The organism is Cupriavidus sp. SIMBA_020, from assembly GCF_046535395.1.
In the GTDB taxonomy this organism is placed as follows: Bacteria; Pseudomonadota; Gammaproteobacteria; order Burkholderiales; family Burkholderiaceae; genus Cupriavidus; species Cupriavidus campinensis.
On sequence record NZ_JAWRWU010000597.1, the window covers coordinates 1 to 271 of the forward strand.

General features: G+C 62.7%; 1 protein-coding gene. It reads right to left on the minus strand.

From position 1 onward, the window contains the following. The coding region (locus SB751_RS30675; protein ID WP_410749109.1) for an efflux RND transporter permease subunit at positions 1 to 271 on the minus strand (271 nt) is incomplete at both ends.

Sequence of the window (271 nt, forward strand, 5' to 3'; positions counted from 1 at the left end):
GGGGCAGACGGCTTTGCACCTGGTTCAGGTACTCGAGCACGCGCGAGCGCGCCCAGTACTGGTCGGTCGTGTCGTCGAACAGCACATACACGAAGGCATCGCCGAACGACGAATACGCGCGGATGGTTTTTGCCCCAGGCACGCCGAGCAGCGTCGTGGTGAGCGGATACGTGACCTGGTCCTCGATCACTTGCGGCGCCTTGCCCGGATACGACGCCTTGATGATGACCTGCGTATCGGAGAGATCAGGCAGCGCATCGAGCGGCGTTTG